Genomic DNA, 23,860 nt, shown 5'->3' on the forward strand with positions numbered 1-23,860 from the left:
GCGTGTCACTGATCGCTTCCGACCAATTCCGCATCGTTGTCGGCCTCGGCAAGAGCGGCATGTCCCTGGTTCGCTTCCTGGCGAACCGGGGCATTGCCTTTGCGGTCGCCGACACCCGCGAGCAACCGCCGGAACTGGAAACCCTGCGCCGGGAATACCCGCAGGTGGAAGTACGCTGTGGTGAGCTGGACGTCGACTTCCTGTGCCGCGCCAACGAGCTGTACGTCAGCCCGGGCCTGGCCCTGGCCACTCCGGCCCTGCAGCAAGCGGCAGCCCGCGGCGTCAAACTGTCGGGCGACATCGAACTGTTCGCCCGCAACGCCAAGGCACCGATCATTGCCATCAGCGGCTCCAACGCCAAGAGCACGGTAACTACCCTGGTCGGCGAGATGGCCGCCAAGGCAGGCAAGCGTGTGGCAGTCGGCGGTAACCTGGGGACGCCCGCACTGGACCTGCTCGATGACCGCGTCGAGCTGTACGTCATGGAGTTGTCGAGCTTCCAGCTGGAGACCACCGATCAGCTCAACGCCGAAGTGGCGACCGTGCTGAACATCAGTGAAGACCACATGGATCGCTACAGCGGTCTGCCGGCCTACCACCTGGCCAAGCACCGGATCTTCCGTGGCGCCAACCAGGTGGTCGTCAACCGCCAGGACGCCCTGACCCGGCCACTGCCGGTCGAAGGCCGTCCATGCTGGAGCTTCGGTTTGAACGCCCCCGACTTCAAGGCCTTTGGCCTGCGTGAAGTCGATGGCGAGAAATACCTGGCATTCGAATTCCAGAACCTGATGCCGGTACGCGAGCTGAAAATTCGCGGTGCGCATAACCAGAGCAATGCCCTGGCGGCCTTGGCCCTGGGCCATGCCGTGGGCTTGCCGTTCGCGCCGATGCTGGCAGCACTGCGCGAATTCAGCGGCCTGGCCCATCGCTGCCAGTGGGTGCGCGAGCGCAATGGAGTGAACTGGTACGACGATTCCAAGGCGACCAACGTCGGTGCCGCCCTGGCGGCCATCGAAGGTTTGGGCGCCGATATCCAAGGCAAGCTGGTGTTGATCGCTGGCGGTGACGGCAAGGGCGCCGACTTTGCCGCGCTGTGTGAGCCGATTGCGCGCTACTGCCGCGCCGTGGTGTTGCTTGGCCGCGATGCCGAGCGCCTGGCGCAAACGCTGGGTGACGCCGTGCCGCTGGTGCGGGTCAAGACCCTCGACGAGGCCGTCCAGCAGTGCGCCGAACTGGCCCAGTCTGGCGATGCCGTGTTGCTGTCGCCCGCTTGCGCCAGCCTCGACATGTTCAAGAATTTCGAAGAGCGTGGGCGCCTGTTCGCCCAGGCGGCGGGAGGCCTGGCATGATCTTCGGCATCCTCAAGCCATACCCGTCGCCGCTGATCAGTGGCCGTGGCATCGACCTCGACTTCGCCTTCCTTGCGGGCTGCCTGGCACTGCTCGGCCTGGGCCTGGTGATGATCACCTCGGCCTCCTCGGAAGTGGCCGCCGTGCAGTCCGGCAATCCGCTTTACCACATGTTCCGCCACCTGGTGTACGTGGCCATTGGCCTGGTCGCCGGCGGGGTGACCATGTTGGTGCCGATCGCCACCTGGCAACGCATGGGCTTCATGATGCTGCTGGCCGCCTTCGGCTTGCTGTTCCTGGTGCTGGTGCCGGGCATTGGCCGTGAAGTGAACGGCTCGATGCGCTGGATCGGTTTCAGCTTCTTCAACGTCCAGCCATCGGAGATCGCCAAGGTCTTCGTGGTCATCTACCTGGCCGGCTACCTGGTGCGTCGCCAGCAGGAAGTGCGTGAGAGCTGGATGGGCTTCTTCAAGCCGTTCATCGTGTTGCTGCCGATGGCCGGGCTGTTGCTGATGGAACCGGACTTCGGCGCCACCGTGGTGATGATGGGCGCGGCCGCAGCGATGCTGTTCCTCGGCGGGGTGGGGCTGTTCCGCTTCTCGCTGATGGTGGTGCTGGCAGTGGTTGCGGTGTTTGTCCTGGTGCAGGCGCAGCCCTATCGAATGGCGCGGCTGATCACCTTCACCGACCCCTGGTCCGATCAGTTCGGTTCCGGCTACCAGTTGACCCAGGCGCTGATCGCCTTTGGTCGTGGCGAATGGCTGGGCGTGGGCCTGGGCAACAGCGTGCAGAAACAGTTCTACCTGCCTGAGGCGCACACCGACTTCGTGTTCTCGGTATTGGCCGAAGAGCTGGGCGTGGTCGGCACCCTGTGCACCGTGGCGCTGTTCGTGTTCGTCACTGTGCGCGCGCTGTACATCGGCCTGTGGGCCGAGAAGGCCAAGCAATTCTTCGCCGCCTACATGGCCTTCGGCCTGGCGTTCCTGTGGATCGGCCAGTTCCTGATCAACATCGGTGTGAACGTCGGCCTGCTGCCGACCAAGGGCCTGACCTTGCCGTTCCTCAGTTACGGCGGCAGCTCGTTGGTGATCTGCTGTGCCTGTGTCGGGCTGTTGCTGCGCATCGAATGGGAAAGTCGCACGCACCTGGGCAGCGAAGAGCACGAATTCAAAGAAAGCGATTTTGCCGAGGAGACCGCTCATGGCCGCTGACGGTAAAAACGTTCTGATCATGGCAGGCGGCACTGGCGGGCATGTGTTCCCGGCGCTGGCCTGCGCCCGTGAATTCCAGGCGCGCGGCTACAGCGTGCACTGGTTGGGCACCCCACGCGGTATCGAAAACGAGCTGGTGCCGCAGGCTGGCCTGGCGCTGCACCTGATCCAGGTCACTGGCTTGCGCGGCAAGGGCAAGCTGTCGCTGCTCAAGGCGCCGTTCACCCTGATCAAGGCTGTGTTGCAGGCGCGCAAGATCATCGCCCAGCTCAAGCCGGTCTGCGTGATCGGTTTCGGCGGCTATGTCACAGGCCCTGGTGGAGTGGCGGCAAAACTGTGCGGCGTTCCGCTGGTGATCCACGAGCAGAACGCTCGCGCCGGTACTGCCAATCGCCTGCTGGTGCCCCTGGCAGCGCGGGTCTGCGAAGCCTTCCCGGACACCTTCCCGGCCAGCGACAAACGCCGCACCACGGGCAATCCGGTGCGCCCGGAACTGTTCCTCGACGCCCAGCGCGCACCGCTGGCCGAGCGCCGTGCGCGCTTGTTGGTGCTCGGGGGCAGCCTCGGTGCGGAACCATTGAATAAATTGCTGCCTAACGCCCTGTCGCAAGTGTCTGCAGACCTTCGGCCAGAGGTGTTCCACCAGGCCGGTAAGCAGCATGCGCCGATCACCGCCGAGCGATATCGCGAAGCCGGGGTCGCGGCTCAGGTCGAGCCGTTCATCAAGGACATGGCCCACGCCTACGGCTGGGCCGATATGGTGGTGTGCCGGGCCGGTGCCCTGACCGTCAGCGAGCTCGCTGCGGCAGGCCTGCCCTCGATGCTGGTGCCTTTGCCCCACGCCATCGATGACCACCAGACCCACAATGCCAACTATCTGGCTCGTGAAGGCGCCGCCTTCCTGATGCCACAAGCGACAACTGGCGCAGCGCAGCTCGCTGAACGCCTGAACGAGGTGCTGATGCAACCCGAGAAACTCAACTCCATGGCTGGCACCGCACGGCGCCTGGCCAAGCCTGCCGCAACCAGCACCGTGGTCGATATCTGCCTGGAGGTGGCCCATGGTTGAAAGCCAGAAAGCCATTCCCCAGCCAAAAATGGGCCGTATCCGCCGTATCCACTTCGTCGGTATCGGCGGCGTGGGCATGTGCGGTATTGCCGAAGTGCTGCTGAACCTGGGCTATGAAGTGTCCGGCTCCGACCTCAAGGCCTCGCCGGTTACCGAGCGCCTGGAGTCGTTCGGCGCGCAAATCTTCGTCGGCCACCGCGCCGAGAACGCCGCCAATGCCGATGTGCTGGTGGTGTCCAGCGCGATCAACCCGGCCAACCCGGAAGTCGCCACCGCACTTGAGCGGCGCATTCCCGTGGTGCCGCGTGCCGAGATGCTCGCCGAGCTGATGCGCTACCGCCACGGCATCGCTGTTGCCGGCACCCATGGCAAGACCACCACCACCAGCCTGCTGGCCTCGGTGTTCGCCGCTGGTGGGCTGGACCCGACCTTCGTCATCGGTGGTCGTCTGACCGCAGCGGGCACCAATGCCCAGCTCGGCGCCAGCCGCTACCTGATCGCCGAAGCGGACGAGAGCGACGCCAGCTTCCTGCATCTGCAGCCGATGGTTGCCGTGGTCACCAACATCGACGCCGACCACATGGCTACCTACGAAGGCGACTTCAACAAGTTGAAGAAAACCTTCGTCGAGTTCCTGCACAACCTGCCGTTCTACGGTCTGGCGGTAATGTGCCTGGACGATCCGGTGGTGCGTGAGATCCTGCCGCAGGTCAAGCGTCCAACGGTGACCTATGGCTTCAGCGAAGAGGCCGACATTCGCGCCATCAACGTGCGCCAGCAGGGCATGCAGACCCACTTCACCGTGCTGCGCCGCGACTGCGAGCCGCTTCAGGTGTCGGTCAACATGCCAGGCAACCACAACGTGCTCAACGCCTTGGCGACCATCGCCATCGCCACTGACGAGGGCATCAGCGATGCCGCCATCGTCCAGGGGCTGTCTGGCTTCCAGGGCGTGGGTCGACGCTTCCAGGTCTACGGCGAACTGCCGGTCGACGGCGGCAGCGTGATGCTGGTCGACGATTACGGTCACCACCCGACCGAAGTCGCCGCGGTGATCAAGGCGGTGCGCGGTGGCTGGCCAAGCCGGCGTCTGGTGATGGTCTACCAGCCACACCGCTACAGCCGTACGCGCGATCTGTACGACGATTTCGTCCAGGTGCTGGCCGATGCCAACGTGCTGCTGCTGATGGAGGTCTATCCGGCTGGCGAAGAGCCGATTCCAGGTGCCGACAGCCGCCAGCTGTGCCACAGCATTCGCCAACGTGGCCAGCTCGATCCGATCTACATCGAACGAGGCGTGGAGTTGGCGCCGCTGGTCAAGCCGCTGCTGCGCGCCGGCGACATCCTGCTGTGCCAGGGTGCCGGTGATATCGGTGGCCTGGCCCCGCAACTGATGAAAAGCCCGCTGTTCGCTGGCGCCGTAGTAAAGCAGGAGAAGTCCAAATGACCAGCGCCTACGACAAGCTGCACTCGACCCTGGACGTCAAGGCGTTCGGCCGCGTCGCCGTGCTCTACGGCGGCAAGAGCGCCGAGCGTGAGGTGTCGCTGAAATCCGGCGCCGCAGTGATCGACGCACTGACCAGCGCTGGGGTCGACGTGGTCGCCATCGATGTCGGCGACGACCTGCTCACTCGCCTGCAAAGCGAGAAGATCGATCGCGCCTTCATCATTCTCCACGGTCGTGGCGGTGAAGACGGCAGCATGCAAGGCCTGCTCGAGTGCCTGGGTATCCCCTACACCGGCAGCGGCATCCTCGCGTCGGCGCTGGCCATGGACAAGCTGCGCACCAAGCAGGTGTGGCAGAGCTTGGGTATTCCAACGCCGCGTCACGCCGTGTTGGGTAGCAAAGACGATTGTGTTGCCGCCGGTACGGAACTGGGCTTCCCGCTGATCGTCAAACCCGCCCATGAAGGCTCAAGTATCGGCATGGCCAAGGTGAACAGCGTTGAAGAGCTGGTCGCCGCCTGGCAAGACGCCGCCAAGTACGATTCGCAAGTCCTGGTCGAGCAATGGATCCACGGCCCGGAATTCACCATCGCCGTATTGCGTGGCCAGGTGCTGCCGCCGATCGCCCTGGGCACGCCGCACGTGTTCTACGACTACGACGCCAAGTACATCGCCAATGACACCCAGTACCGCATCCCGTGCGGCCTGGACAGTGCCAAGGAACAGGAACTGATCGACCTGACCGCGCGCGCCTGCGATGCCATCGGCATCGAAGGCTGGGGCCGGCTGGACGTGATGCAGGACGAGCAGGGCCGGTTCTGGCTGCTCGAAGTCAACACCGCACCGGGCATGACTGATCATAGCCTGGTGCCCATGGCGGCCCGCGCGGCCGGTCTGGACTTCCAGCAATTGGTGCTGGCGATCCTGGCCGAAAGCGTTGTGACGCGAGGTTAAGCAAGCATGCAAGGCGCGATGATACGTCAGCAGCAACCCGTTACCGGCCGTAGCAAGCCGGTGCCGCGAGGTGCCAGCCGACTGGTGGCCGACGAGCCCGTATCGGCGCGCCTGCCGCGGCCAAGCCTGGGTGGCCTCAAGCGCCTGCTGTGGCCGGTATTGCTGGTGGCTGCCGGCTTTGGCGCTTATGAGGGCGCGGTGCGCCTGATGCCTTATGCCGACCGACCGATTACCAAGATCGCTGTGCAAGGTGATCTGAGCTACATCAGCCAGCAAGCGGTGCAGCAGCGAATCGCCCCCTACGTGGCCGCGAGTTTCTTCAGCGTCGACCTCAGCGCCATGCGCGCCGAGCTCGAGCAGATGCCGTGGATCGCGCACGCCGAAGTACGCCGGGTATGGCCCGACGAGGTGGTGATCCGCCTCGAAGAGCAATTGCCGGTGGCGCGCTGGGGCGATGAAGCCTTGCTCAACAACCAGGGCCAGGCGTTCACCCCGCGTGAGCTGGCCAACTATGAGCACCTGCCGCAGCTGTTCGGGCCGCAGCGCGCTCAGCAACAAGTCATGCAGCAATATCAGGTATTGAGCCAGATGCTGCGCCCCATGGGCTTTTCCATCGCTCGCCTGGAGCTGCGCGAGCGAGGCAGTTGGTTCCTGACCACCGGTGCCGGTAGCGCCGGTCCCGGTATCGAGCTGCTGTTGGGGCGCGACCATCTGGTGGAGAAGATGCGCCGTTTCATTGCCATTTACGACAAGACACTCAAAGAGCAGATCACCAACATCGCCCGCATTGATCTGCGCTACGCCAACGGATTGGCTGTTGGCTGGCGGGAACCGATTGCACCGACGACGGCCCAACCCGCCGTTGCGAAGAATTAGAGAGAGGCAGGACCATGGCAAACGCGCATAGCGGCAAAATGATCGTCGGGCTGGACATCGGCACCTCCAAGGTGGTGGCGCTGGTGGGTGAAGTCGGCGAAGACGGTACCCTGGAGATCGTCGGTATCGGTACTCATCCGTCCCGCGGCCTGAAGAAGGGCGTGGTGGTGAACATCGAGTCGACCGTGCAGTCGATCCAGCGCGCCGTGGAGGAGGCCCAGTTGATGGCTGGCTGCCGGATCCACTCGGCGTTCGTTGGCGTGGCCGGCAATCACATCCGCAGCCTGAACTCGCACGGCATCGTCGCCATCCGCGACCGTGAAGTCAGCACTGCCGACCTTGAGCGGGTACTCGACGCTGCCCAGGCCGTGGCCATCCCGGCGGACCAGCGCGTGCTGCACACCCTGCCGCAGGACTACGTGATCGACAACCAGGAAGGCGTGCGCGAGCCGCTGGGCATGTCTGGCGTGCGTCTGGAAGCCAAGGTCCACGTGGTCACTTGCGCCGTCAACGCGGCGCAGAACATCGAAAAATGCGTACGCCGCTGCGGCCTGGAAATCGACGACATCATCCTTGAGCAGTTGGCCTCGGCCTACTCGGTGCTCACCGATGACGAGAAAGAACTGGGCGTGTGCCTGGTCGACATCGGTGGCGGTACCACGGATATCGCCATCTTCACCGAGGGTGCGATCCGCCACACCGCGGTAATCCCGATCGCTGGCGACCAGGTTACCAACGACATCGCCATGGCCCTGCGTACCCCCACCCAGTACGCCGAAGAAATCAAGATTCGCTACGCCTGCGCCCTGGCCAAACTGGCCGGTGCCGGCGAGACCATCAAAGTGCCAAGCGTCGGCGACCGTCCGCCGCGCGAACTGTCGCGCCAGGCCCTGGCTGAAGTGGTGGAGCCTCGTTACGACGAGCTGTTCACCCTGATCCAGGCCGAACTGCGCCGCAGCGGCTACGAGGACCTGGTGCCTGCCGGCATCGTTCTCACTGGCGGCACCGCGAAGATGGAAGGGGCCGTGGAATTGGCCGAGGAAATCTTCCACATGCCGGTACGCCTGGGCGTACCGCACAGTGTTCGGGGCCTGAGCGACGTAGTGCGCAACCCGATCTATTCCACCGGCGTGGGCTTGCTCACCTACGGCCTGCTCAAGCAGTCCGAGGACTTGATCCTGACCGGTAATAGCAACAGCAGCAGCAACAGCTATGGCGATGAACCGAAGGCTCCAGTGCTTGAGCGATTCAAGCGTTGGGTCCAGGGCAACTTCTAAGTTTCAAAGCAGTAGTGGTAGGCGCGACAACTAGAGAACTGTAAGGAGAGGGAAAATGTTCGAGCTCGTAGACAACGTCCCGCAAAGTCCGGTCATCAAAGTGATCGGCGTCGGCGGTGGCGGCGGCAACGCCGTCAACCACATGGTCAAGAGCAGCATCGAAGGCGTGGAATTCATCTGCGCCAACACTGATGCTCAAGCGCTGAAAAACATCGGCGCGCGTACCATCCTGCAACTGGGTACCGGCGTGACCAAGGGTCTGGGTGCCGGTGCCAATCCAGAAGTCGGCCGTCAGGCTGCGCTGGAAGACCGTGAGCGCATCGCCGAGGTGCTGCAGGGCACCAACATGGTGTTCATCACCACCGGCATGGGTGGCGGTACCGGTACCGGTGCGGCGCCGATCATCGCCGAAGTGGCCAAGGAAATGGGCATCCTCACCGTTGCAGTGGTGACCCGTCCGTTCCCGTTCGAGGGCCGCAAACGTATGCAGATCGCCGATGAAGGCATCCGCATGCTGGCTGAGAGCGTCGACTCGCTGATCACCATCCCCAACGAGAAGCTGCTGACCATCCTGGGCAAGGATGCCAGCCTGCTGTCGGCATTCGCCAAGGCTGACGATGTTCTGGCCGGCGCAGTGCGCGGCATCTCCGACATCATCAAGCGTCCCGGCATGATCAACGTCGACTTCGCCGACGTGCGTACCGTGATGGGCGAGATGGGCATGGCCATGATGGGTACCGGCTGCGCCAGCGGTCCGAACCGTGCTCGTGAGGCCACCGAGGCTGCAATCCGCAACCCGCTGCTCGAAGACGTCAACCTGCAGGGCGCTCGCGGTATCCTGGTGAACATCACCGCCGGTCCCGACCTGTCCCTGGGCGAGTACTCCGACGTCGGTAGCATCATCGAAGCCTTCGCCTCCGACCACGCGATGGTCAAGGTCGGCACCGTGATCGACCCAGACATGCGCGACGAGCTGCACGTAACCGTAGTGGCCACTGGCCTGGGTGCGCGCATCGAGAAGCCGGTCAAGGTCGTCGACAACACCCTGCAGACCGCTCAACAGGCGTACGAGGCTTCTAACCCAGCCCCGGCTCGTCAGGAGCAGCCAGCGGTCAACTACCGTGACCTGGAGCGTCCGACCGTGATGCGCAACCAAGCGCATGCGGGCGCCGCAGCAGCGGCTAAACTCAATCCGCAAGATGACTTGGACTATCTGGACATCCCAGCTTTCCTGCGTCGTCAGGCTGATTGATGGAATTTATCAGGGGTATAAAGGTGATTGGTATTCAGCAAAGGTCGGGTCTGTTATTATCCCCAGCCTTTGTTGATACCAGTTCGCAATTTGCGCTGAAGCGGCCAATGCCATGATTAAACAACGCACCCTGAAGAATATTATCCGTGCTACGGGCGTCGGCCTGCACTCCGGTGAGAAGGTCTACCTGACCCTCAAGCCTGCGCCTGTGGATACCGGCATCGTCTTCCGCCGCGCCGACCTTGACCCTGTGGTCGAGATCCCGGCTCGCGCGGCCAACGTCGGCGAGACAACCATGTCGACGACGTTGGTCAACGGTGACGTCAAGGTCGATACGGTCGAGCACCTGCTCTCCGCTATGGCGGGCCTGGGCATCGATAACGCCTACGTCGAGCTCTCCGCCTCGGAAGTGCCGATCATGGATGGTAGCGCCGGACCTTTCGTATTCCTGATTCAATCGGCCGGCCTGGAAGAACAGGACGCGCCCAAGAAGTTCATCCGCATCCTGCGTGAAGTGACAGTGGAAGATGGCGACAAGCGCGCTACTTTCCTGCCTTTCGAAGGGTTCAAGGTGAGCTTTGAGATCGACTTCGATCACCCGGTCGTCAGCGGCCGGACCCAGAGCGCCAGCGTCGACTTCTCCAGCACCTCGTTCGTGAAGGAAGTCAGCCGCGCCCGGACCTTCGGGTTCATGCGCGACATCGAGTACCTGCGCAAGCACAACCTCGCGTTGGGCGGCAGTGTCGAGAACGCCATTGTTGTCGATGAGACCGGCGTGCTTAACGAAGACGGCCTTCGCTACGAAGACGAATTCGTCAAACACAAGATCCTCGACGCCATTGGTGACCTGTATCTGCTGGGCAACAGCCTGATTGGCGAGTTCAAGGGCTTCAAGTCCGGGCACGCACTGAACAATCAGTTGCTGCGCAAGCTGATCGCTGAAACTGATGCCTGGGAAGTGGTCATTTTCGAAGATGCCAGCACGGCACCGATCTCTTATATGCGCCCTGTTGCGGCCGTGTAAGTTCGAACACTCTCTAGTTCATTGAGGCCACCTTCGGGTGGCCTTTTTTATGAGGGCTAGCAAACTCACGCCACGCACCTCGTAGCCTCAGCGCTTATCCTTTGGCTGCGCGTGACTGGCCAAGCGCTCCAGCGCCGCCCGCAGGTTGGGATCGCTGATGCCCTCGGCGGTATCGCGCAGGCTCTCGGCCGCATTGCTCGACAGCTCTGGCGCATGCCCACTGCGTTTAGCCGGCGTCACCGGGGGTTGCACCCTGAAATGAATTCGCTGCAAGTTGCCAAAGGCTTCCAGGGCCAGCAACTGACGCTGCAGGCGCTTCTGCTGATAGCGCAGGCGCGTGGCCCAGTGGCCATCTGTCACCACCAGCAGCAACACGCCATCCCGCCAGGACGCCACATGACAGTGGGCGCGGGCGGCCGGTTGCAACTGGCTTTCGAGCAATCGCTGCAGGTGCTCCAGACGTTCGGCCTGGTTGAGCAGTAAGCGCAGCGGCCGGGCTTCGCGCAGGAGCGCGGCCGGCGGCCGGGCGGGCGAAGGTTTAAAGGCCATGAGGATTCGCAGGAAGTTACAGAACCGCCATGGTAACAGAAGGTGGGTTTTGCATAGGCTGCTCTGTCTTGTTGACGGGTAATCGGGCGAAGACGGCGGAACTCATGGCATCGCGTAAGAGTCATTCTCAATACGTTTCATCTTCGCTACACCTTGAACTTGCAAAAAAAGTCCTTATGTTAGAAACGTCCCCGCCCTAGCGCTGTGCCAGCATCGTGGAAATCCACCACTTTCCTCACCATCGTTTCCGGGTAGAATGCTCGTTCGCATGCGGCCCAAGGGCTGCTCGGGCGACTCATGGGGCCGCCCTCCATCCCTAAGTGTGGAAGATCCTGCCGATATGTTTGCGCCTTTGTTAAAGAAACTTTTTGGAAGCAAGAACGAGCGCGAGATCAAACGCCTGCTCAAGACGGTCAGCACCGTCAATGCCTTCGAAGAGAAAATGTTGGCCCTCTCCGATGAGCAGCTGCGTGGCAAGACCGCAGAGTTCAAAGAGCGCCTGGCCAAAGGCGAAACCCTCGACCAATTGCTGCCAGAAGCCTTCGCCGTGGCCCGTGAGGCCGGTAAGCGCGTGATGGGCATGCGTCACTTCGATGTGCAGCTGATCGGCGGCATGACCTTGCACGAAGGCATGATCGCAGAAATGCGCACCGGTGAAGGCAAGACCTTGGTCGGTACCCTGGCTGTCTACCTCAACGCATTGTCCGGCAAGGGCGTGCACGTGGTCACGGTCAACGACTACCTGGCCCGCCGCGACGCCAACTGGATGCGTCCGCTGTACGAATTCCTAGGCCTGTCGGTGGGCATCGTCTCGGCCTTCCAGCCGCCGGAAGAAAAGCGCGCTGCCTATGCTGCCGACATCACCTACGGCACCAACAACGAATTCGGTTTCGACTACCTGCGCGACAACATGGCCTTCAGCGTCGACGAGAAGTTCCAGCGTGAGCTGAACTTCGCGGTCATCGACGAAGTCGACTCGATCCTCATCGACGAAGCGCGCACCCCGCTGATCATCTCCGGCCAGGCCGAAGACAGCTCCAAGCTGTACATCGAGATCAACCGCCTGATCCCGCGCCTGACCCAGCACATCGAAGAAGTCGAAGGCCAGGTCACCCAGGAAGGCCACTACTCGATCGACGAGAAGAGCCGCCAGGTCGAGCTCAACGAAGCCGGTCACCAGTTCATCGAAGAGATGCTCACCCAAGCCGGTCTGCTGGCAGAAGGCGAGAGCCTCTATTCGGCACACAACCTGGGCCTGCTGACCCACGTTTACGCCGGCCTGCGCGCGCACAAGCTGTTCCACCGCAACGTCGAGTACATCGTCCAGGACGGCCAGGTCCTGCTGATCGACGAACACACCGGCCGGACCATGCCGGGTCGTCGCCTGTCCGAGGGCCTGCACCAGGCCATCGAGGCGAAGGAAAACCTCAACATCCAGGCCGAGAGCCAGACCCTGGCCTCGACCACCTTCCAGAACTACTTCCGTCTGTACACCAAGCTGTCCGGCATGACCGGTACCGCCGACACCGAAGCGTTCGAGTTCGCCCAGATCTACGCCCTCAACGTGATGGTCATTCCGCCGAACAAGCCGTTGGCGCGTAAAGACTTCAACGACCTGGTGTACCTGACCGCCGAAGAGAAGTACCAGGCGATCATCGCCGACATCAAGGAAAGCATGGCCAGCGGCCGTCCGGTGCTGGTCGGTACGGCGACCATCGAGACCTCCGAGCACATGTCCAACCTGCTCAAGCAGGAAGGCATCGATCACAAGGTGCTCAACGCCAAGTACCACGAAAAAGAAGCCGAAATCATCGCCCAGGCCGGTGCACCGGGCGCGCTGACCATCGCCACCAACATGGCCGGCCGTGGTACCGACATCCTCCTGGGCGGTAACTGGGAGGCTGAAGTAGCCGCCCTGGAAAACCCCACCGCCGAGCAGATCGCCCAGATCAAGGCAGACTGGCAGAAGCGCCACCAGCAAGTGATCGAGGCTGGCGGCTTGCACGTGATCGCCTCCGAGCGCCACGAATCGCGTCGTATCGATAACCAGCTGCGCGGCCGCTCCGGTCGTCAGGGCGACCCAGGTTCCAGCCGCTTCTACCTGTCGCTGGAAGACAGCCTGATGCGCATCTTCGCCTCCGACCGGGTGAAGAACTTCATGAAGGCGCTGGGCATGCAGTCCGGCGAGGCCATCGAGCACCGCATGGTCACCAACGCCATCGAGAAGGCTCAGCGCAAGGTCGAAGGGCGCAACTTCGATATTCGTAAGCAGTTGCTCGAATACGACGACGTGGCCAACGAACAGCGTAAAGTCATCTACCACATGCGCAACAGCCTGCTGGCTGCGCAGAACATCGGCGACACCATCGCCGAGTTCCGCCAGGAAGTGCTCGATGCCACCATCAGCCAGCACATTCCGCCGCAATCGCTGCCAGAGCAGTGGGACGTGGCCGGTCTTGAGGCGTCGCTGTCGAGCGATTTCGGCATCAAGCTGCCGATCCAGCAGTGGCTGGACGAGGACGACCACCTCTACGAAGAGACCCTGCGCGAGAAGCTGCTGAACGAGATCACCAGCGCCTACAACGAGAAGGAAGACCAGGCCGGCGAAGACGCCCTGCGGACCTTCGAGAAGCAGATCCTGCTGCGCGTGCTGGACGACCTGTGGAAAGACCACCTGTCGACCATGGATCACCTGCGTCACGGTATCCACCTGCGCGGTTACGCGCAGAAGAACCCCAAGCAGGAGTACAAGCGCGAATCCTTCACCTTGTTCCAAGAGCTGCTGGAGTCGATCAAGCGCGACACCATCCGCGTGCTCTCGCACGTTCAGGTACGCCGCGAAGATCCGATCGAAGAAGAAGCCCGCCTGCGTCGCGAAGCCGAAGAACTGGCCCAGCGCATGCAGTTCCAGCACGCCCCGGCACCAGGCCTGGAAAGCGAGCAGCACAGCGAGGAGGGCGCGGAAGTCGCCGTCGCCGCAGCGCCGGTGCGCAATGACCTGAAACTGGGCCGCAACGAGCCGTGCTGGTGTGGTTCGGGCAAGAAGTTCAAGCATTGCCACGGCCAGATCGAGTGATCGAGCTGTTCCCGCGTCACCCTGACAACTGAAACACTGCGCCGCGAACGGTTTCGACCTTCGCGGCGTTGTTCCCTCTCACGCCTGGCCGTATCTTGTGCGGCACATATTTTCTAGGAGCGCATTCATGGCTGTTGGTCTTGGTCCTTTGCCCACCCTGCACCCGGTTCCGGGGTTTGAACTCGGCATCGCTTCGGCGGGCATCAAGCGCCCTGGGCGCAAGGACGTGGTAGTGATGCGCTGCGCCGAAGGCTCCAGCGTTGCCGGCGTATTCACCCTCAATGCCTTCTGCGCCGCCCCGGTGATCCTCTCCAAGCAGCGCGTGCAGGGCACCGTACGCTACTTGCTGACCAACACCGGCAATGCCAACGCCGGTACCGGCGCCCCTGGCCTGGCCGCCGCTGAGCGCACCTGCGCCAAGCTGGCTGAGCTGGCCGGTGTCGACGCCCAGTCGGTACTGCCGTTCTCCACCGGCGTGATCGGTGAGCCGCTGCCGGTCGAGAAAATCGAAGGCGCGCTGCAGGCCGCCCTGGACAACCTGTCGGAAAACAACTGGGCCGAAGCCGCCACCGGCATCATGACCACCGACACCCTGCCCAAGGGTGCTAGCCGTCAGTTCCAGTTCGAAGGTCAAACCATCACCGTTACCGGCATCAGCAAAGGCGCCGGCATGATTCGCCCGAACATGGCCACCATGCTCGGCTACATCGCCACCGACGCCAAGGTCGCCCCAGCGGTGCTCAAGGACCTGATGCTCGACGGTGCCAACAAGTCGTTCAACCGCATCACCATCGATGGCGACACCTCGACCAACGACTGCTGCATGCTGATTGCCACCGGCAAGGCCGATGTGCCCGAGATCAGCGAAGCCAAAGGCGCGCTGTTCGAAGCGCTGAAGCAGGCGGTATTCGAAGTCTGCATGGAAGTCGCCCAGGCCATCGTGCGTGACGGTGAAGGCGCTACCAAGTTCGTCACCGTGGAGGTCAACGGTGGTGGCAATCATCAGGAGTGCCTGGACGTTGGTTACGCGGTGGCCCACTCGCCGCTGATCAAGACCGCCCTGTTCGCCTCCGACCCCAACTGGGGCCGCATCCTCGCCGCCGTTGGCCGTGCCGGTGTGCCGCAACTGGATGTCAGCTTGATCGACGTGTTCCTCGGCGAAGTGTGCATCGCCAGCAAAGGTGGCCGTAGCCCAAGCTACACCGAAGAGCAAGGCTCCAAGGTGATGGCCCAGGAGGAAATCACCATTCGGATCGAGCTGGGTCGTGGGCAGTGCAGCGAAACCATCTGGACGACCGACCTGTCCCACGAGTACGTCAAGATCAACGCTGAGTATCGCACCTGATCTGCTGATCCTTGGGGCCGCTCTGCGGCCCCAAGGCACTTCAGCCACTTAGATGGAGCCGAACCATGAGTTACCACCTGATCATCGGCGACAAGTTGTACTCCTCCTGGTCGCTGCGTGGCGCCCTGGCCCTGGAACTGGCCGGTGTGCCCTACGAAGAAACCCTGATCAAACTCAACCAACCCGATACCCGCACGCGTATCCTGGCGTTTTCTGCGTCTGGCAAGGTGCCCCTGCTCAAGACCGAGCACGGCGTCATCGCCGACTCGCTGGCGATTGGCGAGTACCTGGCCGAGCGTCATCCTCACGCTCAACTGTGGCCAGCCGACACTGTCGCGCGTGCCCAGGCGCGCTCGGCCTGCGCGCAGATGCACAGCGGCTTTTTCGCCCTGCGTGGGGCGATGCCGTTCGACCTGTCGCGGGACCAGGCGCTGGAAAACGTGCCCTTGGACGTGCAGGTGGACATCGACCGCATCGTCGCGCTGTGGTCCGAATGCCGCCTGGCGGCCAAGGAAAGCGGCCCGTTCCTGTTCGGCAAGCCAAGCCTGGCCGACGCGTTCTTCGCCCCTGTAGCCGTACGCCTGCGTACCTATCGGGTGGAAGTGCCGGCCGAAGCGGCCAGCTACATCGAGACCATCTATCAATGGCCGGCCTTCCAGGCCTGGCAGCAAGCAGGCTTGGCGGAGCGTGAAGGGTGAAACGGATTCATGTAGTAGCGGCAGTCATCCGTGGCGCTGATGGGCGCATTCTGATTGCGCGCCGCGCCGACACCCAGCACCAGGGCGGCTTGTGGGAATTCCCCGGCGGCAAGGTGGAGGAGGGTGAGGGCGTCGAAGCGGCTCTGGCCCGAGAGCTGCGCGAGGAGCTCGGTATCGACGTGAGCCGCTCGCGGCCGCTGATCAAGATCAGCCACGATTACCCGGACAAGCAGGTGCTGCTGGATGTGCGTGAAGTCGATGCCTTCACGGGCGAGCCGCATGGCGTCGAGGGCCAGCCGCTGGAGTGGGTTGCGCCGCGTGATCTGGGCCAGTATGAATTCCCTGAGGCGAACAAGCCGATCGTCGCGGCTGCGCGTTTGCCCGATCAGTACCTGATCACCCCCGATGGGCTTGAGGTGCCGCAGATGCTGCGCGGTATCCAGAAGGCAGTGGCAAGCGGGATCAAGTTGATCCAGCTGCGCGCACCGGATATGTACGACCCCAAGTACCGAGACGTGGCAGTGGATGCGGTCGGGCTGTGTGCCGGCAAGGCGCAGTTGATGCTCAAGGGGCCGCTGGAATGGTTGGGTGACTTCCCCGCCGCGGGCTGGCACCTGACCGCTGCGCAGTTGCGTAAGTATGCCGCCAAAGGGCGCCCGTTCCCGGAGAACCGCTGGTTGGCGGCGTCGTGCCATTCGGCGGAAGAGTTGGCCCTGGCTGAGCAGATGGGCGTGGATTTCGTCACCTTGTCGCCGGTACAGGCGACCCAGACCCATCCAGAAGCGCTGCCGTTGGGCTGGGAGCAGGCAGGGCGGTTGATCGAGGGGGTTAGCCGGCCGGTGTTCTTGCTTGGCGGTGTGGGCGCCGAACAGCGTGAGCGTGCCTGGCAGATGGGGGCGCAAGGTGTGGCGGGGATTCGGGCGTTTTGGCCTGAGGTTTGAGTCGCCACTGCAAGGGGCTGCAAAGCAGCCCCAGCAATTTCAGCCTCAAGGTTTTGTAGCTGCCTGCCACAAAACCTCCGCCAGCCCCTGGCGCCGGCCAATGATCCGCGCCGCGACAAACAGCAAATCCGAAAGCCGATTGATATACGCCAAGCCCACTCCGGCCAGCGGCTCCAGCGCATTGAGCTGCTGACAGCGCCGCTCGGCACTGCGCGCCTGGCTACGGCAAACATGCGCCTGTGCCACCAATGCCGATCCACTGGGCAGAATGAAGTTCTTCAGCGGCCCGAGCTCCTCGTTCCACAGATCGATAGCCGTCTCCAGCCGCTCCACCTCTGCTTGGTTCAACGCTTGATAACTGGGCATCGCCAGCTCCCCACCGAGATCGAACAGGCGATGCTGACACGGCGCCAGCACCTCGCTCAGCTCATCCAACCCTGCCTCGCTCAGACCTGCCAGCAGCAGCCCCAGCTGACTGTTGAGGCTATCCACCTCGCCAATCGCCTCGATCCGTGGGTGATCCTTGGGCACCCGGCGGCCGTCGCCAAGCCCGGTCTCGCCCTTGTCGCCGGTGCGGGTGTAGATCTTCGACAGGCGATAGCCCATGTGTCATGCCTCCGTATTGCCCGCCGCCGTCGGCGCGGGCTGGCCAAGGGGCAGGCGCAGGGTAAAGCACGTTCCCTGGCCTGGGGTGGAGTGCACCTCCATCTGCCCCTTGTGGTTGTTGGTGATGATGAAATACGAGACCGACAGGCCCAGCCCTGTGCCCTGGCCGATCTCCTTGGTGGTGAAGAATGGCTCGAAGGTGCGTTTGCGCACCGCTTCGGGCATGCCGATGCCGTTGTCCTCGACCTGGATCTCCGCCCACGGCGGATTGAGCCGAGTACGCAGGGTGATGCGCCCCGGCTCGCAGGGCTGCGGGCGCAGGTGGATGGCCTGGGCGGCGTTTTTCAGCAAGTTCAGTAGTACCTGCTCCAGCTCGTTGGCGGTGCACGGCACCGGCCCCAGTTTGGCATCGAACTGGCGGACGATGGCCTGGCCCTTGAAGTCGAAACCGATGGCCAGGTCGAAGTCGTTACCAGCAATCTCCACCGCCTGATCGATCAACGCCGGCAGGTCGCACGGGGCCAACTGGCGATTGCTGCGCCGGCTGAAGCTGAGCATGTGGGTGACGATCTTCGCCGCCCGTGCCCCCGCTTGCTGGATGCCGTCGAGCAGTTGCGGCACTTCGCGGCTCTCCAGGTAGCGGTTGACCACCGGCAAGTCGATGCCCAGCTCTTCGGCCTGCTCCTGGTTGCGTGGCAGCTCCGGCGACAGACGCCGACGAATGTTCTGCACGTTGTGCAGGATCGCGCCGAGTGGGTTGTTGATCTCGTGGGCCATGCCAGCGGCCAGGCCGCCCACCGAGAGCATCTTCTCCGACTGCACCATCATCTCTTCCAGCGACAGGCGCTGGGTGATGTCATCGATGCGGATCACCACGCCACGCCCGCCGCCGCCCATCAACGGGTAGAAAGTCAGGGCGTAGTGGCGCGGCTCGTCATCCTTGGGCCAGGTGACCCGTTCGATCTTCGCTACCCGGTGCTTCTCGACACTCTCTTTAAGCTGCGGCAAAAATGGCTTGAGCGGCTCGAAGGCGATAAAGATCGGCTGATTCAACGCTTCATCCAGCGGCGTGCCGGAGAGCACCGTGGCTTCGTGGTTCCACTGGGTCACGTAGAGTTGTTCGTCTAGCGCGATAAGCGCCGAGGGCATCGAGTCGATGATGCTGTTGAGGTAGTTCTGAAAGCCGGTGAGTTTCTTCTCGATCTTGCTGCGTACCTGCACCTCAAGCTCCAGCTTGCGGTTGGTGTGCCGGGTTTCCTCGGCCAGGCCCTGGGCCTGGTCGTAGGCGCTCTGGAACTCGTCACGGGTGCGTTTGAGTTGCTGCTCACGGGCCTCGATGCGCGAAAGCATGGTGTTGAAGGCGTTGGCCAGGCTGCCGATCTCATCGTCGTTGCCGCGCTCGGCACGCAGGGCATAGCTCTCTTCACGGGTTACCTGGCGGCTGAGTTCTTCGAGCTGGTTGATCGGCTGGGTGATCAGGCGCTTGATCTGCCGGGCGATCACCAGCCAGAGCAGAATGCTGAAGATCAGGATTGCGATACTTGCGCTCAGGGTGCCGGTGTAGAAGGCGGTCGGCAGTTCGCTGCTGGCGACCAGCAACAGGTGCGCGGGTGGGTTGGCGGCGCGCGGCAGGCGGATCAACTGGCTGCTGCGAAACTCCATCAGCCGCCAGCCATCGACATTGCGGTAGCGCTTGGGCAAGGCCAGTGGCTCGCCATGCTGCAACTGCGCCAGCATGCGTCCGTCGCTGCCATAGATGGCGGCGGCGCGCAGCGGCGAGTAGCTATCGAGCTCCTTGAGCAGTTCAGTTGCGGCCTCTGGCGAATCGCCGGCGCGGGCTGACAGTTGCGGGTTGGATACCAGCCGGCCGATGGTCTGCAAGGCTTGTGGCGCCATGCTTTCCTGGGTAATCCAGTACGCGGCGCTGATGAACGTCAGGTTGGCCACCAACAGGATGGTTACCAGCAGCACCAGCAGGGCGGCCAGCAGTTTCTGCCCGACCGGGAGGTTGTCCAGCCGTTGGCGCAGGTTCATGGGCAAGGCAGTGTCCGTATCCAGTTGAAGGGGCGCTGTCAGTCGCTAGGCAGGCCGCGGGCTTGCAGGTTTTCGACCAGGCGCTGACGCAGGTGTTCCAGCTGCGCTAGGTGCAGGCCATGGCGAGCAGCGCTGCGACAGGCGTGGCCAAGCAGGTAGTGCACCTCGGTACGGCGTGCGTTGCGTACGTCCTGATACATGGAAGAATAGTTGGCTGCAGTGGCCAGGATCACCCGTTCGACCTCTTCGCCCAGTTCTTCAGCGGCCTTGGGTTGGCCACAGCGGCGCAGCAACTCGGCCAACTCCTCGCACAGCGCGCTGACTTCGCCCAGGTGTCCCAGCAGGCCGCCATTCTGGCAGTCATGGAGTACGGTCAGAGGGTTGATCGCGCAGTTCAGCGCCAGTTTGCGCCACAGTCGGGTGAGGATATCCACGCTCCACTCGGCAGGGATACCGGCGTCGTGCAGATCGTCGAACCACTCGGGCGCCGCGGGGTTGAGTGGGTCGCCCAGCCAATTGAAACCGTGGCCGGCAAAACGCACCCGCCAGTCTTCTTCACGAAACGCGCCTTCGGTGCTGGAGGCAAAGATGCAGCGCGCGTGGGGCACCTGCTCGGCGACTTCATCCTGGCTACCCAGGCCGTTCTGCAGCAGGACCAGTTCGGCACCTTCGGCCAGCCGCGGCGCCAGGCGGGCGACGGCAGGCGCGGCGTCATAGGCTTTACAGGCCACCAATAAGCGGTGGATCGGGCCACCGAAGTCATCGGTTTCGGCCGGGATGGCGAAGTGCGCGGGGTGATCCTGTTCGACCAGGGTCAGGCCACCAGCGGCCTGATACGATGCCAGCCGCCGCTGATCGCGCAGGATCAGCCGTACCGCCTTGCCAGCGCGAGCCAAGCGGCACGCCCAAAGGCTGCCCAGGCTACCGGCGCCGAGAATATGCCAGGTGCTGCTCATCTGCGTTTCGCAACCCGTTATAATGTGTCCCGCATTTTAACCATCAAACCCTGCGTGCTCCATCTTCATGCCGAGCGCGTCTTTATTTTTGGAGAACAACCATGCCTTCGTTCGACGTGGTATCGGAACTGGACAAGCACGAAGTGCAGAACGCTGTCGACAACGCCATCAAGGAACTGGATCGTCGCTACGACCTGAAAGGTAAGGGTAGCTTCGAATTCAAGGACAAGGAGCAGACCGTTCTGTTGACCGCCGAGGCCGAGTTCCAGCTTGAAGCCATGATCGAGATCCTGCGCGGTGCCCTGGTCAAGCGCAAGATCGACGTCAAGTGCCTGGAAACCAAGGATGCCTACGCCTCGGGCAAGGAAATGAAGCAAGAAGCCAAGTTCCGCGAAGGCATCGATAAAGAGCTGGCGAAGAAGATCGTCGCCCACATCAAGGATGCCAAGCTCAAGGTCCAGGCCGCCATCCAGGGTGAGCAGGTCCGAGTTACCGGCAAGAAACGCGATGATCTGCAAGAGGCCATTGCTGCCCTGCGCGCCAAGGAATTCGATATGCCGCTGCAGTTCAACAACTTCCGCGACTGATCGCACAGCGGCCCGGAACAACGCTGGCTCAATGATGTCCATCGGGTCCGCGGTCGCTGAAATCCTGCGGCCTGCTTTACTGTGTACGTGCCGTTCGGCATCAGGAGATAAATATGGATTTGAACGCTGAGGTCGATCAGCTGGTCCGCCAATCGCAGACCTGGCTTCCCTTGATCATGGAATACGGCAGCCGTCTGCTGCTGGCGTTGCTGACCCTGGCCATCGGCTGGTGGATTACCAACAAGCTCAGTGCCCGCCTGGGCAAACTGGTGGGCCTGCGCAACGCCGACCTGGCCTTGCAGGGGTTTATCAGCACCCTGGCCAACATCGTCCTGAAAGTGCTGCTGCTGGTCAGCGTGGCGTCGATGATCGGCATCGAAACCACCTCGTTCGTGGCTGCCATCGGTGCGGCGGGCCTGGCGATCGGTTTGGCCTTGCAGGGCAGCCTGGCGAACTTCGCCGGTGGCGTGCTGATCCTGCTGTTCCGACCGTTCCGCATTGGCGACTGGATCGAGGCGCAAGGCGTCAGCGGTACGGTCGACAGCATCCAGATCTTCCACACCGTGCTGCGTACCGGTGACAACAAGACCGTGATCATGCCCAACGGCAGCCTGTCCAACGGCATCATCACCAACACCAACCGCCAGCCGACGCGCAAGGTCGTGTTCGATGTCGGTGTCGATTACGACGCAGACCTGCAAAAAGCTCGCAACGTGCTGCTGGAGCTCGCCCAGGATCCACGCGTGTTGCAGGACCCGGCGCCGCAGGCGGTGATTTCTACCTTGGGCGACAGCTCGATCACGGTATCCCTGCGTATCTGGACCAAGACCGCCGACTACTGGGACGTGATGTTCATGCTCAACGAGCATGCACGTGACCGTCTGCGCGCCGAAGGGATCGACATTCCGTTCCCGCAGCGAGTGATCCGCGTGGTGCAGGAAGCGGCCACCGAGTAAACCCTTAAAGCTCGTGGGAGCGGGCTTGCCCCGCGAATACGCGTCATCGCACGATATCGTTGCAATGACTGGCGCATTCGCGGGGCAAGCCCTCTCCCACGTTTTCATTTCTGCGCCCTTACACTTGTTCACAGCCAGGCCCCGCCTTTTCTGGCATATAACCTGACCTTTCTTCGTACCCCGTTGATCCCTGCCATGAAACCACTGCTGTATATCACCCCCAGGCGAGCCTTGCTGTTCGGCCTGACCCTGGCCCTGTTCGAGCTGCTCACCTACCTTGCCAGCGACGCCGTCATGCCCGCCATGCCGGTGGTGGTCGATGAACTCAACGCCAGCCCCGAGTTCATCCCCCACGCCTTGAACCTGTACCTGCTGGGCGGGGTGGTCCTGCAATGGCTGATCGGTCCGCTCGCTGACCGCTACGGCCGGCGTCCACTGCTGCTCAGTGGTTGCCTGATCTTCGGCGCAGCTTGCCTGGCGACCTATTGGGTGCATGACATCGGCGTGTTCAACCTGCTGCGCCTGCTGCAGGGCATCGGCTTGGGTTTCGTGGTCACGGTCAGTTACCCGGCGCTCAACGAGGCGTTCAGTGAGGCCGATGCGGTGCGCATGATGGCCCTGCTGGCCAACATCGCCTTGCTCTCGCCGCTGCTGGGGCCGTTGGTTGGTACCTTGATGCTGCAATGGCTGGACTGGCGCTGGCTGTTCCTGGCCTTTGCGGTGGGCGCGGTGCTGACCTGGCTGCTGCTGTACAAGTTGATGCCGGAAACCCTTGGGGTCGAGCGCCGCGATGGCTCGCGCCTGCCGTACACACCGATCCACCTGTTGCCGTTGTTGGCAGGCTATGGCCAGTTGCTGGGCAACCGCCGCTTCGTTGCGGGCAGTGCGGCATTGGGTCTGGTGGGTCTGCCGCTGATTGGCTGGATTGGCTTGTCGCCGGTGCTGCTGATTCACGATGAAGGCCTGAGCACCATGGCATACGCCCTGTGGCAGTTGCCGGTGTTCGGTGGGCTGATCATGGGCAACCTGATCATCAACCGCATTGCTGATCGCTATCCGCTGCCGAGCCTGGTACGCGGAGCGCTGCTGCCGTACCTGGCTGGCTTGGCGCTGATGGTCCTGGCTACTTGGCTGTGGCCGTCGGTGACCAGTGTAGTGGCGGGAATGTCGCTGTATGCCCTGGGCCTGGGCGTGGCCAACGCGGTGCTGTACCGCATGACCTTGTTCTCCAGCGAGCAGAGCAAAGGCCTGGTGTCAGCCATGCTCGGCATGATCACCATTGCCCTGCTGGGGCTGGGTGGCGCGGTGCTGGCGATGATCGGAGCGGGCGCGAGCCTGTTGCATTTTGCCTTGGCGGCGGGTGTGGCGGGGGCGTTGGCACTGTGGCCATTGTGGTTTGTGGTGGGCGGCCAGTCGGGAGAAGGTGCGGTCGCGCCGTAATTCGAGATCGGTGTCGCCCTCTTCGCGGGCAAGCCCGCTCCCACAGTTACAGCGCAGCCCTCAAGCTTTGCGCTGTGCCTGTGGGAGCGGGCTTGCCCGCGAAGAGGCCCGAACTACCAGCGCAGCCCTCAAGCTTTGCGCTGTGCCTGTGGGAGCGGGCTTGCCCGCGAAGAGGCCCGAACTACCAGCGCAGCCCTCAAGCTTTGCGCTGTGT

20 protein-coding genes are annotated in these 23,860 nt (G+C 62.9%); 16 read left to right on the forward strand and 4 right to left on the reverse strand.

All coding sequences use genetic code 11. The features are described 5' to 3' along the window. Positions 1 to 2: 2 nt before the first annotated feature. From murD to lpxC, 9 genes are all read left to right on the forward strand, one after another. Complete coding sequence (murD, locus tag ACI2JX_RS11070) at positions 3 to 1,349, forward strand: UDP-N-acetylmuramoyl-L-alanine--D-glutamate ligase (RefSeq protein ID WP_368972608.1); 1,347 nt, start codon at positions 3 to 5, stop codon at positions 1,347 to 1,349. Next, entirely contained in the window at positions 1,346 to 2,560 is a 1,215-nt protein-coding gene (ftsW, locus tag ACI2JX_RS11075; protein WP_189661729.1) for a putative lipid II flippase FtsW, read from the forward strand. The genes murD and ftsW overlap by 4 nt, the downstream gene beginning before the upstream one ends. Beyond that, positions 2,550 to 3,629 (forward strand): undecaprenyldiphospho-muramoylpentapeptide beta-N-acetylglucosaminyltransferase, encoded by a 1,080-nt coding sequence (gene murG, locus ACI2JX_RS11080; protein ID WP_368972609.1) that lies wholly within the window; start codon positions 2,550 to 2,552, stop codon positions 3,627 to 3,629. The genes ftsW and murG overlap by 11 nt, the downstream gene beginning before the upstream one ends. Further along, the gene (gene murC / locus ACI2JX_RS11085; protein ID WP_264236493.1) at positions 3,622 to 5,076 is read left to right on the forward strand and encodes a UDP-N-acetylmuramate--L-alanine ligase; all 1,455 of its coding nucleotides are present in this window, start codon (positions 3,622 to 3,624) and stop codon (positions 5,074 to 5,076) included. The genes murG and murC overlap by 8 nt, the downstream gene beginning before the upstream one ends. Then, positions 5,073 to 6,029 carry a D-alanine--D-alanine ligase gene (locus tag ACI2JX_RS11090; RefSeq protein ID WP_264236494.1) on the forward strand — a complete coding sequence of 319 codons (957 nt, stop codon included), beginning with the start codon at positions 5,073 to 5,075 and terminating at the stop codon, positions 6,027 to 6,029. Before murC ends, ACI2JX_RS11090 begins: the two co-directional genes overlap by 4 nt. A gap of 6 nt (positions 6,030 to 6,035) precedes the next feature. Continuing rightward, a complete protein-coding gene (locus ACI2JX_RS11095) occupies positions 6,036 to 6,905 on the forward strand; it encodes a cell division protein FtsQ/DivIB (RefSeq protein WP_186553873.1) in 870 nt (289 codons plus the stop codon). 14 nt (positions 6,906 to 6,919) lie between these two features. Beyond that, a complete protein-coding gene (gene ftsA, locus ACI2JX_RS11100) occupies positions 6,920 to 8,182 on the forward strand; it encodes a cell division protein FtsA (RefSeq protein WP_186553874.1) in 1,263 nt (420 codons plus the stop codon). A 55-nt stretch (positions 8,183 to 8,237) separates the two neighbouring features. Further along, the gene (ftsZ, locus tag ACI2JX_RS11105) at positions 8,238 to 9,434 is read left to right on the forward strand and encodes a cell division protein FtsZ (protein ID WP_012274054.1); all 1,197 of its coding nucleotides are present in this window, start codon (positions 8,238 to 8,240) and stop codon (positions 9,432 to 9,434) included. Positions 9,435 to 9,546: 112 nt separating this feature from the next. Beyond that, positions 9,547 to 10,458 (forward strand): UDP-3-O-acyl-N-acetylglucosamine deacetylase, encoded by a 912-nt coding sequence (gene lpxC / locus ACI2JX_RS11110; RefSeq protein ID WP_186553875.1) that lies wholly within the window; start codon positions 9,547 to 9,549, stop codon positions 10,456 to 10,458. 87 nt (positions 10,459 to 10,545) lie between these two features. On the opposite strand, the gene ACI2JX_RS11115 is transcribed toward lpxC, so the two are convergent. Beyond that, entirely contained in the window at positions 10,546 to 11,007 is a 462-nt protein-coding gene (locus tag ACI2JX_RS11115; protein WP_404690079.1) for a DUF721 domain-containing protein, read from the reverse strand. A gap of 340 nt (positions 11,008 to 11,347) precedes the next feature. Here ACI2JX_RS11115 and secA point away from each other — a divergent pair, with 340 nt between their 5' ends. From secA to ACI2JX_RS11135, 4 genes are all read left to right on the forward strand, one after another. Further along, positions 11,348 to 14,083: a preprotein translocase subunit SecA gene (gene secA, locus ACI2JX_RS11120; RefSeq protein WP_186553877.1), complete on the forward strand. Its 2,736-nt coding sequence runs from the start codon at positions 11,348 to 11,350 to the stop codon at positions 14,081 to 14,083. Positions 14,084 to 14,210: 127 nt separating this feature from the next. Beyond that, complete coding sequence (argJ, locus tag ACI2JX_RS11125; RefSeq protein ID WP_186553878.1) at positions 14,211 to 15,428, forward strand: bifunctional glutamate N-acetyltransferase/amino-acid acetyltransferase ArgJ; 1,218 nt, start codon at positions 14,211 to 14,213, stop codon at positions 15,426 to 15,428. Positions 15,429 to 15,493: 65 nt separating this feature from the next. Next, the gene (locus ACI2JX_RS11130) at positions 15,494 to 16,126 is read left to right on the forward strand and encodes a glutathione S-transferase family protein (protein ID WP_264236497.1); all 633 of its coding nucleotides are present in this window, start codon (positions 15,494 to 15,496) and stop codon (positions 16,124 to 16,126) included. Beyond that, the gene (locus ACI2JX_RS11135) at positions 16,123 to 17,067 is read left to right on the forward strand and encodes a Nudix family hydrolase (protein WP_404690080.1); all 945 of its coding nucleotides are present in this window, start codon (positions 16,123 to 16,125) and stop codon (positions 17,065 to 17,067) included. Before ACI2JX_RS11130 ends, ACI2JX_RS11135 begins: the two co-directional genes overlap by 4 nt. 45 nt (positions 17,068 to 17,112) lie before the next feature. Here ACI2JX_RS11135 and ACI2JX_RS11140 read toward each other — a convergent pair whose 3' ends face one another. From ACI2JX_RS11140 to ACI2JX_RS11150, 3 genes are read right to left on the reverse strand one after another with little or no spacing between them, the layout of a single operon-like run. After that, the gene (locus tag ACI2JX_RS11140) at positions 17,113 to 17,673 is read right to left on the reverse strand and encodes a cob(I)yrinic acid a,c-diamide adenosyltransferase (protein ID WP_404690081.1); all 561 of its coding nucleotides are present in this window, start codon (positions 17,671 to 17,673) and stop codon (positions 17,113 to 17,115) included. A 3-nt stretch (positions 17,674 to 17,676) separates the two neighbouring features. Then, the gene (locus tag ACI2JX_RS11145) at positions 17,677 to 19,707 is read right to left on the reverse strand and encodes an ATP-binding protein (protein WP_264236500.1); all 2,031 of its coding nucleotides are present in this window, start codon (positions 19,705 to 19,707) and stop codon (positions 17,677 to 17,679) included. Between the two features lie 38 nt (positions 19,708 to 19,745). After that, complete coding sequence (locus ACI2JX_RS11150; protein ID WP_404690082.1) at positions 19,746 to 20,663, reverse strand: putative 2-dehydropantoate 2-reductase; 918 nt, start codon at positions 20,661 to 20,663, stop codon at positions 19,746 to 19,748. A gap of 101 nt (positions 20,664 to 20,764) precedes the next feature. On the opposite strand from ACI2JX_RS11150, the gene ACI2JX_RS11155 reads away from it, so the two are divergent. The 3 genes from ACI2JX_RS11155 (at position 20,765) to ACI2JX_RS11165 (ending at position 23,646) form a co-directional block, all read left to right on the forward strand. Then, positions 20,765 to 21,250, forward strand: a complete 486-nt coding sequence (locus ACI2JX_RS11155) for a YajQ family cyclic di-GMP-binding protein (protein WP_264236502.1) — start codon at positions 20,765 to 20,767, stop codon at positions 21,248 to 21,250. 113 nt (positions 21,251 to 21,363) lie between these two features. Then, positions 21,364 to 22,206: a mechanosensitive ion channel family protein gene (locus ACI2JX_RS11160; protein WP_186553885.1), complete on the forward strand. Its 843-nt coding sequence runs from the start codon at positions 21,364 to 21,366 to the stop codon at positions 22,204 to 22,206. Positions 22,207 to 22,401: 195 nt separating this feature from the next. Further along, on the forward strand, positions 22,402 to 23,646 hold the full coding sequence (locus ACI2JX_RS11165; RefSeq protein ID WP_264236504.1) for an MFS transporter: 1,245 nt from the start codon (positions 22,402 to 22,404) through the stop codon (positions 23,644 to 23,646). Positions 23,647 to 23,860 lie beyond the last annotated feature (214 nt).

It is taken from the genome of Pseudomonas sp. NPDC088890 (assembly GCF_044900155.1).
GTDB classification, from domain to species: domain Bacteria; phylum Pseudomonadota; class Gammaproteobacteria; order Pseudomonadales; family Pseudomonadaceae; genus Aquipseudomonas; species Aquipseudomonas urmiensis.

Excerpts from the sequence above, each read along its gene's own strand:
- ftsW (WP_189661729.1), top strand. The coding sequence starts at position 1,346 with ATGATCTTCGGCATCCTCAAGCCATACCCGTCGCCGCTGATCAGTGGC.
- murG (WP_368972609.1), top strand. The coding sequence starts at position 2,550 with ATGGCCGCTGACGGTAAAAACGTTCTGATCATGGCAGGCGGCACTGGC.
- murC (WP_264236493.1), top strand. The coding sequence starts at position 3,622 with ATGGTTGAAAGCCAGAAAGCCATTCCCCAGCCAAAAATGGGCCGTATC.
- ACI2JX_RS11090 (WP_264236494.1), top strand. The coding sequence starts at position 5,073 with ATGACCAGCGCCTACGACAAGCTGCACTCGACCCTGGACGTCAAGGCG.
- ACI2JX_RS11095 (WP_186553873.1), top strand. The coding sequence starts at position 6,036 with ATGCAAGGCGCGATGATACGTCAGCAGCAACCCGTTACCGGCCGTAGC.
- ftsA (WP_186553874.1), top strand. The coding sequence starts at position 6,920 with ATGGCAAACGCGCATAGCGGCAAAATGATCGTCGGGCTGGACATCGGC.
- ftsZ (WP_012274054.1), top strand. The coding sequence starts at position 8,238 with ATGTTCGAGCTCGTAGACAACGTCCCGCAAAGTCCGGTCATCAAAGTG.
- lpxC (WP_186553875.1), top strand. The coding sequence starts at position 9,547 with ATGATTAAACAACGCACCCTGAAGAATATTATCCGTGCTACGGGCGTC.
- ACI2JX_RS11115 (WP_404690079.1), bottom strand. The coding sequence starts at position 11,007 with ATGGCCTTTAAACCTTCGCCCGCCCGGCCGCCGGCCGCGCTCCTGCGC.
- secA (WP_186553877.1), top strand. The coding sequence starts at position 11,348 with ATGTTTGCGCCTTTGTTAAAGAAACTTTTTGGAAGCAAGAACGAGCGC.
- argJ (WP_186553878.1), top strand. The coding sequence starts at position 14,211 with ATGGCTGTTGGTCTTGGTCCTTTGCCCACCCTGCACCCGGTTCCGGGG.
- ACI2JX_RS11130 (WP_264236497.1), top strand. The coding sequence starts at position 15,494 with ATGAGTTACCACCTGATCATCGGCGACAAGTTGTACTCCTCCTGGTCG.
- ACI2JX_RS11140 (WP_404690081.1), bottom strand. The coding sequence starts at position 17,673 with ATGGGCTATCGCCTGTCGAAGATCTACACCCGCACCGGCGACAAGGGC.
- ACI2JX_RS11145 (WP_264236500.1), bottom strand. The coding sequence starts at position 19,707 with ATGAACCTGCGCCAACGGCTGGACAACCTCCCGGTCGGGCAGAAACTG.
- ACI2JX_RS11150 (WP_404690082.1), bottom strand. The coding sequence starts at position 20,663 with ATGAGCAGCACCTGGCATATTCTCGGCGCCGGTAGCCTGGGCAGCCTT.
- ACI2JX_RS11155 (WP_264236502.1), top strand. The coding sequence starts at position 20,765 with ATGCCTTCGTTCGACGTGGTATCGGAACTGGACAAGCACGAAGTGCAG.
- ACI2JX_RS11160 (WP_186553885.1), top strand. The coding sequence starts at position 21,364 with ATGGATTTGAACGCTGAGGTCGATCAGCTGGTCCGCCAATCGCAGACC.
- ACI2JX_RS11165 (WP_264236504.1), top strand. The coding sequence starts at position 22,402 with ATGAAACCACTGCTGTATATCACCCCCAGGCGAGCCTTGCTGTTCGGC.